An 8191-nucleotide genomic window follows, 5' to 3' on the forward strand; every position below is an offset into this window, starting at 1 on the left:
GCTAACCGCGTCAGAGCAAGATACGCCTCCGTGCTCACCCACATATCCAGACGTCGATCACCGTTGCCATCCTTGCCTGCCGTGTCGCGCCTTGCTCGATAAGCCGCTTGCCGTTGTGCCGTCGTTTGTGTCATCTCCCATCTCCCTCGTTACCCGGTAACTATCGATTCGAAAGATGTTACCCGGTAACGCGAAACCTAACGATGTGGGGCAGATTTAGCGCTTACCGTTGAGCCGATCACTTCCTCGCAACGGCGCTTGAGCTCGCGCTTGACGCGCTCCTCGCCTGCGTCCTCAGCCGCGTGGCTGAACTCGCGCTTGAACGATTGCGTGTTCTCGAAATGCTCTGCTGCCCGTGCCAATTCATCCGGACGCCCGATGAAGGTCTTGCCGAAAGCACGGATGAACGATTCGAGGGCCGGATGTCCGAAGGCACGGAGGAGCGCATACAGGCGGCGATCTTGTGCCGAAGTGAAGTGATGGAGGACGGCCGCGTTCAGGAAATCGATAGGCTCAAGAGTGAGTTCGTCATTGCCGCTGATGAAGATCGGAAGGGTGCTCATGATGATTTGTAGTCCTAAGTGTTTGGTTTGGTGCGCGGCTCGTTGGGCCACGTGTAGCTATTGTCTCGACCCGCCAATGTCCAAACACCGCACAATGAAAATAAATCTTCCCCCGGATTTAGAGGAGGCGGATTTGTTTCGCGCGAACATTTACCGAACAGATAATTGTCGCCACGTTTAGGAGAAAGAACATGGCTAACCCACGCGCTTACTTCACCATCACACCGGACCTTCGCGAGCGGGCGCAATCAGCAGCCGCAGCGGCTGGGATTTCGTTCGGCGAATACATGCGAAAGGCGCTTGCCGACGCGCTGAAGGCGGACGTATCGTCTGTTCGGCTACCGCGTACTGGCCGTCCTTGTATCAAGACGCCCGCGAACGGGCTAAATGCCCATAGCAGATCGGAGTGACCGACTCAAGTCGCTGCCGCGCAACACTTTCGGTTGCACGATTTGGAGGTGATCACATTTTTGGGGTGAAATTTTGATCGCCGAGGCTTCCTCCGAACAGTGCGTGTCTCCAGACACTCGGCTCGTTATTAAATAGACCCATCGAGTAACACGAAGTACGAAAGGCGAAGCCCCTGCCAGGCGGACAACCGGAACAGGGGCTTCAGGAGCGAAACACGCGACCAACCAAGCGCGGGCCTCAGTGCTTATTGTACTGCCGCGCCTGTGTTCGGACGCTGATTAGGAGTCCTAATCATGGAACACTTGAAGACTGCACTGGCACTTTGGTGGCTTTGTGAAACTGTGGTTATCCCGTTGCTGAACGACGCGGCGGAACGAGTGATAAGGAGCATGAGTCATGGCTGAAGGATTTGCAATCGTATCCGCCGCAATTCCGCGCAGCGTCCGTGATTCTGTGGAGGAAGTCTTGAAGCGCGAGCGAATCACGATGTCGGAGTATCTGCGGCTTTGCCTCGCAAAGTTGAGCGATGACGGCCGCGCACCGTTCGAAATCCCTGAAGCGTCGCGCGGTCGCAGGCGTCACGACATTGTTGGCCGGTCTTTCTTTGATGTGTGACCGCCAGCGGTGGCCCCTTTGCTGATGCCGTAAGACGTAGGATTTCAATGTGCTGTACGCGGTACGTCTCGTCCATGCAGCCGCTGCTGGACAAAAAGAAGCCCGCGAGGCTTTCACCAAGCGGGCTAGTGATCTCATCAACACCGGACGCAGTTAGCGCTGCGACCCAACCAACAACCAGAGCGATTTGATTATGAGTGCAAGCAGTGACCGCGTAAATACCCCGTCTGAAAACGCCCTGTCGAATCCGACATCTAAGGCGTTCGACATCGACCGCCCAACGCTGGCGCAGCGCCGAGCAATGGCGGAAGAGTTCGCTGCTGAACTCGGTTCAGGGCTGGAAGGCAAGGACCGCGTGCTGGTTTGCCAGAAACCTGACGTGATGAAGAGCGGCTTTTGGATGAAGTCGTTCAACGATTCGACCAACCTGAGCCTGGACGAAAACATTTACACGTGCATCGCCGCAGTAAATCCGAAAGAGGAAAATGGCAAGACGATATGGCCGCGCAAGGTGCAGAACTTCAAGTGCGGCTTGGCGCTTTGCCTGGATGACATCGGAAACGGCAAAGGCTCGAAAGGTTCGCGGTCGGTTGATGAGCTTGCTGCGATCTTGCCGCCTACTGCCGTGGTCGAAACCTCACCCGATAATTTCCAGGTCTGGTACTTCCTCGACAAGCCGGAATATGACCGCAAGAAGTTCAAGAACTTTCTCGTGTCGTTCATCGATCAGGTCATCAAGGGCAAGGGTGGCGATAAGCTGGATGACCCTGTGCGCGTGATGCGGCTCCCATTCGGAATCAACAACAAGCGCACGGACGATGGCGAGTTGAAGTATGCGGACGAATCCGGCAATCCGTTCGAAGTGCGGCTGGATGCGGCTGACTACGATCGGCGCTACTCCATCGAGGAGATTGCCGGTGCGTTCCATGTGGAAATTCGAGAGTCGCGCAAATACGAATCGACCGGCGAGCGCAAAGAGCGCGGCGACGTCTACAACGATGCCCTGTTTGAAGCCGCTGTTGAGACGCACCGCGCGGCGGGCGCGCTTCAGGAGGAGGGCGAGGACAAGTACGTAATCCCTTGTCCCTGGGGCGCCGAACACTCTTCGGGCGATAACCGGGCCTATATCTCTGGGCCGCGTGCCGAGGGGATGGACAGGCCATATACCTTCCACTGCTACCACTCCTCGTGCCAGGAAAAGGGCCGCACGTGGAGCAAGTTTGTAGTTGAGTCCGGCTTGGTTGAGTCGGTCGAGAAAGCCGTTTCTGTGGCTGCTGACGAGTTGGCGCGCATCAATGCTGAGGCGGCCGCGTCCGTTGTCTGGGAGGGCTTCTTGTTTGAGAACGGCGCGTTTGTCGAAGCCGAGGGCCCTGCTGCTGCACATTCCATGGTTGAACCGGTGCAGGTGGCGAAAGAAGCTGCTGGCGCGGATATATCCGGACCGGAGCAGCCCGCAGCCGCCTCGATGAAGAAGAGCGTGGACGATCGAGCGCGGCTCGAAGCGAAGGCAACTGCTGACCTGGGCGTGGGCGCGTCAAATTGGATGAATGGGTGGTGCTTCTCAATCGGCGAAGGCAAAATGTGCCGGCCTGGAAACCGGTTCATGTTTGACCAGGCCGCGTTCAACGCGGTGTTCGGCAAGCGGCACTTCTCGATCAGCGCTGAAGGGAAGATGGGCACTAAGACAGCGTGGCACTACGTCCAGAATGTTATCGGGCCGAAGCCGGTTGCCGCGACTGCATACGTCATGGGCAAAGGGCCAGTGTTCGAGTTTGAGGGTGCGGTGTACGTGAACCTGTTCGACGAACGCTCCGTGCCGCAGACGGCTGACGAACTCACCCATGAAGGGCTGGCCGCGCGCATGACGATTCAGTATCACCTGCGCACGTTGTTCGGCAACGAGGCCTCGGCAGAACGCATCGAGTCTTGGATTGCCATGAATGTGCAGCGCCCCGGTGAAATCATCGGCTTTGCACCTCTCGTGAAGGGCATCGAGGGTGACGGCAAAACGATCATCTTCCAGGGGCTTATGGGGGCGCTGCTGGGAGAGGCGAACGTTGGCCAAGTGTCTGGCGACCAACTGTCCGAGAAGTACACAGGGTGGGCCAAGGGCAAGGCTGTGATGGCCATCGAAGAGATCAAGGCCGCGCCCACCGAAAACCGTCACCATGCCACGAACAAGATGAAGCCCTACATCACCAATCATAAGATTGAGGTTGAGGACAAGAACGTAAAACGGCACGAAACGATGAATGCGACGAACTATGTCGGCATGACCAATTTCGTGAACGCACTGCCGTTGAAGGACGGTGATCGCCGCTGGATGGTCGAGTTCACGCAATGGAGAAACATTGGCGAGTTCATTGCCGCTGAGGGCGTGGCTGGGTTGCCACCGGAGCAAGCGCTTGCCCCCTACTTCGAGCGAATCGTGTGCGCGATTCGGGAGGAAGCGCCGCAACTGCGTAAGTTCTTCATAGAATACCGGTTGAAGCAAGGTATGAAGTGGGGAATGCGCGCGCCTGAGACTGAATCGAAGAAGATCATGGTTGGGCTCGAATCGACGGACTCTGGCGGCACGAAACTGGACCTGTATCTGGAGCGTGGTGAGCTCGGTGTGTGTGCCGATGCAATTGCCACTTCACTTCTGAGCGAGCACATGCAGCGCGATACTGGCGTGCGGAGCCGCAACACTCGGCAAGTCGCCGCAATGATGGTCGAGCTTGGGTGGCACAAAGTGCCTTGGGATATCTGGTGGAATGATAGGGCGCAGACGGTCTATGTGCGTGATAAATCGCTGTGCGACGATAAACAAAGGGTTTGGGCGATTGCAAGAATCAAGAAGCTGCTTGAAGCAACGGATGCGCCTGCGAAGCCTGAGAATCGCGAGCGGTGGGAAAAATGGAAACGGGCTGAAGGGTTTTGAGTCTGTAAGTTGAGCTTATTTTGTCTTAGGCGGGATATTCTGACGGGTATTCCGCCCTTATCCGTTGTAGCGCTTGAAATTTTGCGCTTCCCTCGGAAAAGAAAACTCGTAAGCCTCGGATATTTCGGAGATGGCCTAACCCTTTGTTTCTACGTCGATATTTTGGCTCACTGCGCAAAATCCTCGGATATCTCGGATATCTCGCTACGTCGGGTAATTACGATACGACTCCACATCTTTACTCCAAGGATTAAGACTCGCTTATCTATCTCCCCTACTTACTTCCGAGACTTCCGAGAATCCGAGAAATAGGCGGCAAAGCCTTGCTCTATAAGGACTTCTCAGATTCTCGGAAATCCAAACAATTTCCGAGACTTCCGAGGAATAGCTCAGTTCGGCAGGCCTCATAGGCCAGAGGCCAACCGACACGCAGGCGGCGATGCACTTGAAACTATGCGCAGCGCAAGCAGCCCCTTCCTCGCACAGGCAGTCCTCGCACCGAGGTTGATGATCCGAGCGCCTAGAAGGACTCATCAAGGACCGTCGCAGGCACGCGGCGATGCTGATGACGAGAACACTGCGGCCGCCTATCCTCGCGCGTAAGACATCGACACACCGCAGAAACATCATGGACGATAACCAAACTGTTTACGAAATGAGCGACTTTGCCAACGCGGCATACGCGCAACAGTTCCACCCGTGCTTTGACGCATACGTTGAGCTGAGGGCCAAAGGCATTCCGCGCGACATCGCTGTGATCGAGGCATTCGAGTTGATCAGATTGAACGTCAGCCTTCACAACGTTGACGCCCTCGGACGCGCGGCAGACTGCAACCCGTACGTCAAAGCGCGTTTCGAGCACGCCCTGAACTCGAAGTCGATCAAAGACGAACTATGGACGCAGCACAAGGCTGTACTCGCGCTGTTGCGCTTGATCGAAGACCCGCGCGTCAGGGACACCACGCGGCTGAACGCCATCAACTCGCTCAACGCGATGTGCGGCTATCTGGAGTTGGACGACAGCACGAAGCGCCGCGTCGGCCATACCCTCGCGGACTTCTACAGGATGTCCAACGCCGTTCCTTCACCCGAAGGCAAGCAGGTGCATTGATGGAAGCCCAAGAATACAGGGACATTCTCAAGGCCCACGGTCGCCGCGTCGCGAACCGCGCGGCCTTCGCATCGCTTCCAAAGAACTCCGAGCGGACACTGGACGACTTCTATGCGTGCTACGGGCCTGAAGATCGATTGCCCGAACACGAGCGCTGCACCACCGGGATGATTCAACGATTCGATCCGGCTGGGTGGCGTCACCTTTATCTCCGCGACCAATCGGCGCAAGCAGCGATGCAATTTGCCACGAACGATGGCGAGTGGATCAAGGACTTCCGCACGATGGACGCGTGGTGGCGCAAGTTTGTCGTGGCCTATCTGTACTTCATGACCGATGACGAGCAGGAAGAGGCCTTGCGGTCATTGCTCGATATCACGCCGGAGAACGAGCCGTTCTTGGATGCGTTGTATGAGATGGGCGCGGCTGATCGATTGGCGATATACATATTCATTACCGGCAAGTGGCCCCAACCCGGCACACAAATGGCCGAACTGTTGATGGAGTGCGCAAATGAGTCTCAGAGATAAATTGCAGGCCGTTTCGGCGAAGTCCGCCAAGCCCCATACCGATACCCAGCCCAAGGCCCAGGAGCCCAGCGGAACATTCTTCGAGGCCCCAGCCGCGCAAGAACCCAAGCCGAACGGCGAAGGCATCGCCCAAAAGTTGCTCTCGATCATCGGTGTGCAGCGGCAAGACACCTACGTACCAAGTACGCACCGCGCGGCTTTATCCGATGACCTGCTTGCCGCCATGCCTCCACCTGGCACACTCGCACGAAAGCTGTGGGCGCGAGAGTGCTTGATCGATGAGCAGCGGCGAGAACTCGCGGACCTTCAGCAGCGCGGCTTGATTCGATGATTGCGGCACCTGCCTAGTCGAAGCAGTCGCAGGTGCGCGGTCAGGTCGTCAGGAAGGCCGCGAGACTCGTGCGGGACTTCTACATGCAGACTCGTCGCTATGCACTTTGCTCGTCGGCATGTAGCTTCATTAAGAGCGCTTTCCCGGCTTCGGTGAGGCTCCAGTATGTTGCGCCGTCTGATCGCCTGATATCGATCGCGCCGAGCGCCATGAGCCTCATCTTCATCGCTTGGTAGGAGCTTTCAACAATTCTCGCGCGAATAACGTTGACCGTCCCTTCCTTCAGAACCCTTGCGAGGTACTGGCGAACACTACTGTCAGCGGGCTCATCGAGCAACCGTGGACCTAACGTGTTGAACATCTGCAAGTAAGTCCCCTGCCAATGTCGCTTATCAGTTGTCGCCAGTCCGCCAATACTCCTCGTCTCCAACTCGTACTCCAGAGACAAAGGCAAGTCTAGAGTCGATTCCGCAAGCTCATTGGTGACGCGGGGAGATTCACCGACCTCTTTGACAACGGCCTTCAGTCTGGCGTTCTCCTCGTGCAACGCTCCGAGTTGGGCCAGCAGCGGCGATAGGTCCGGAGCTTCAGACGCCCGCACCCAGCCCTCCAACTTGTTCGCGGCGGAAAGCTCGCGAATCGACTTCGGAACTTGAATGCGGATGTCCTTCAAGTCTTCGATTTCGCTGCACAGTCTGCTCTTGACCAAGTCGCGAAACTCGTTCAGCTTCTTGGTGTCGTTTCGCTCGATAGCATCCGTACCAAGCGACATCACCTTACCGTTGATTGCCTTGTCCGTCAGATACAGAGCGAAGAACGGCTTGCCTGTCTGGACCGCATGCTCGTATTCCAAGTGGATGTAGCTCTTGCCCGACTCGGGCTCGACACTACCGTATCGCCCTCCCAGTATCAGCATGAAGATGTCGCTCCGATCGATCCAGCCCTTGATGACTTCGATTTGCTTCTTGTCCGAAGCAGAGAACAACTCCATACCGGCGGGGATGTGCCCCGCGTCCAAGATCGCCTCAACAGCAGCCTGACGTTCCGCTTTCATGTCCATGTAAGTGGACGAGATAAACACTTGGTATTTCTTATCCATTTCCGACTGGTCTCCGCGAGTCCGCAACTATGTGACCCGAAGTCTATCACTCGGCAAAACGTGTCCCGAGCACGCGAAAAACACCGATAGCGGAGCGCAGCCAGTCCGTTCCGTCGCGCGAATACAACGCCTGTCGAAGTCCCTCACGCGTCCTATCGCAAACTCATCGCATAGTCAATTTGGCATGGACTGCCCTATATAGGCAGTTGCACGCGGCAATCTCATTTCGGCTGCAATCAGGCGCGCAGAATGTCTCGATAATCGCTCCCGCAGTTCCACAAAAGAAGTCATCAACAACGGAGAACGCAAGTGAAAATCAAGACCACGCTCGTCGCGGCGTTGCTCGTGCCTACCTTCGCAATGGCACAGTATCGGAACCCATCGACCGGCCAGCAATTCGATGCTTACGGCCGCCCTCTCGCCTCGGTTGAGGAGTTATGCCGCGAAGGCCAGATGGCAGGCGGGCCGATCACGCCACAATGCGGCATGTACGGCTATCGGTTCAATCGCAAGTGTCTGGCGACAATTACTTTTGCCGGTGGCGACAACTAGATTTGCCGGTGTTCGGCGGCTGACCTGCTGAGGTCGCGGCCGTCGCTATCATGCGG

The 8191-nt window shown here is 56.7% G+C and carries 7 protein-coding genes; 5 read left to right on the plus strand and 2 right to left on the minus strand.

The window, feature by feature from the left end:
* Positions 1–197 precede the first annotated feature (197 nt).
* Complete coding sequence (locus B0G57_RS30370; protein ID WP_018443305.1) at positions 198–563, minus strand: hypothetical protein; 366 nt, start codon at positions 561–563, stop codon at positions 198–200.
* A gap of 1219 nt (positions 564–1782) precedes the next feature.
* Between B0G57_RS30370 and B0G57_RS30380 the strand changes: the two genes are divergently transcribed.
* The 4 genes from B0G57_RS30380 (at position 1783) to B0G57_RS30395 (ending at position 6484) form a co-directional block, all read left to right on the plus strand.
* Complete coding sequence (locus tag B0G57_RS30380; protein ID WP_102607425.1) at positions 1783–4512, plus strand: DNA-primase RepB domain-containing protein; 2730 nt, start codon at positions 1783–1785, stop codon at positions 4510–4512.
* A 628-nt stretch (positions 4513–5140) separates the two neighbouring features.
* Positions 5141–5623 (plus strand): hypothetical protein, encoded by a 483-nt coding sequence (locus B0G57_RS30385; RefSeq protein WP_018443302.1) that lies wholly within the window; start codon positions 5141–5143, stop codon positions 5621–5623.
* Positions 5623–6153: a hypothetical protein gene (locus tag B0G57_RS30390; protein WP_018443301.1), complete on the plus strand. Its 531-nt coding sequence runs from the start codon at positions 5623–5625 to the stop codon at positions 6151–6153. The genes B0G57_RS30385 and B0G57_RS30390 overlap by 1 nt, the downstream gene beginning before the upstream one ends.
* A complete protein-coding gene (locus B0G57_RS30395; protein WP_018443300.1) occupies positions 6137–6484 on the plus strand; it encodes a hypothetical protein in 348 nt (115 codons plus the stop codon). Before B0G57_RS30390 ends, B0G57_RS30395 begins: the two co-directional genes overlap by 17 nt.
* 97 nt (positions 6485–6581) lie before the next feature.
* On the opposite strand, the gene B0G57_RS30400 is transcribed toward B0G57_RS30395, so the two are convergent.
* On the minus strand, positions 6582–7583 hold the full coding sequence (locus B0G57_RS30400; RefSeq protein WP_018443299.1) for a DUF4062 domain-containing protein: 1002 nt from the start codon (positions 7581–7583) through the stop codon (positions 6582–6584).
* A 309-nt stretch (positions 7584–7892) separates the two neighbouring features.
* Here B0G57_RS30400 and B0G57_RS30405 point away from each other — a divergent pair, with 309 nt between their 5' ends.
* On the plus strand, positions 7893–8135 hold the full coding sequence (locus tag B0G57_RS30405) for a hypothetical protein (RefSeq protein WP_018443298.1): 243 nt from the start codon (positions 7893–7895) through the stop codon (positions 8133–8135).
* The last annotated feature ends 56 nt before the right edge of the window (positions 8136–8191 follow it).

It is taken from the genome of Trinickia symbiotica (genome assembly GCF_002934455.1).
Taxonomy (GTDB): Bacteria; Pseudomonadota; Gammaproteobacteria; order Burkholderiales; family Burkholderiaceae; genus Trinickia; species Trinickia symbiotica.

Excerpts from the sequence above, each read along its gene's own strand:
- B0G57_RS30395 (WP_018443300.1), top strand. The coding sequence starts at position 6,137 with ATGAGTCTCAGAGATAAATTGCAGGCCGTTTCGGCGAAGTCCGCCAAG.
- B0G57_RS30385 (WP_018443302.1), top strand. The coding sequence starts at position 5,141 with ATGGACGATAACCAAACTGTTTACGAAATGAGCGACTTTGCCAACGCG.
- B0G57_RS30390 (WP_018443301.1), top strand. The coding sequence starts at position 5,623 with ATGGAAGCCCAAGAATACAGGGACATTCTCAAGGCCCACGGTCGCCGC.
- B0G57_RS30400 (WP_018443299.1), bottom strand. The coding sequence starts at position 7,583 with ATGGATAAGAAATACCAAGTGTTTATCTCGTCCACTTACATGGACATG.
- B0G57_RS30380 (WP_102607425.1), top strand. The coding sequence starts at position 1,783 with ATGAGTGCAAGCAGTGACCGCGTAAATACCCCGTCTGAAAACGCCCTG.
- B0G57_RS30370 (WP_018443305.1), bottom strand. The coding sequence starts at position 563 with ATGAGCACCCTTCCGATCTTCATCAGCGGCAATGACGAACTCACTCTT.